Origin of the sequence: Streptomyces durocortorensis (assembly GCF_016901035.1) — a bacterium.
GTDB classification, from domain to species: domain Bacteria; phylum Actinomycetota; class Actinomycetes; order Streptomycetales; family Streptomycetaceae; genus Streptomyces; species Streptomyces durocortorensis.
Genome location: NZ_JAFEUF010000557.1, coordinates 1 through 485 on the forward strand (window position 1 = coordinate 1; position 485 = coordinate 485).

Below are 485 nucleotides of genomic sequence, written 5' to 3' on the forward strand. Positions count from 1 at the left end.
CTCCCCGACGGGCGCGCCGAGGCCGGCGCGGCGGCGGCCGATGAGACCCCGCCCGCCCCGTGGGGCGAGCTGCACCGGCTCTCCCCCTGGCAGGCCCTGCCGGACCTCGCCCCCGGCGGCTCCGACGCGCAGGCGATCCGGCCGGGGGTCGCGGGCGACCACGACTGCGTGCTGTCCACCTCCAGCGTCCCCGGCGTCACCGACCTGTTCGCCCGGGGCCCGGCCGCCCGCTACGTCTGGGACCTGGCCCGCCGCGAGGACAGCCGGTGGGCGGTCCCGTTCGGCGCGTCCGGAGTCCCCGGCTCCGCCCACCACCGCGACCAGACACCCCTGTGGGTACGGGGCGCGCTCGCCCCGGTCGTCACGGACTGGAGCCTGCTGCACCGCACGAAGCCCCACCGCACGAAGCCTCACCGCATGTCGCACCACCGCACCGAGGAGAACCCCGCCATGACCGCCCCCACCGAGCCCGCAGCCTCCGCGAC

1 protein-coding gene is annotated in these 485 nt (G+C 78.4%); it reads left to right on the forward strand.

What is annotated here, in order from left to right:
* The coding region (locus JS521_RS36055; RefSeq protein ID WP_205087042.1) for a penicillin acylase family protein at positions 1–485 on the forward strand (485 nt) is incomplete at both ends.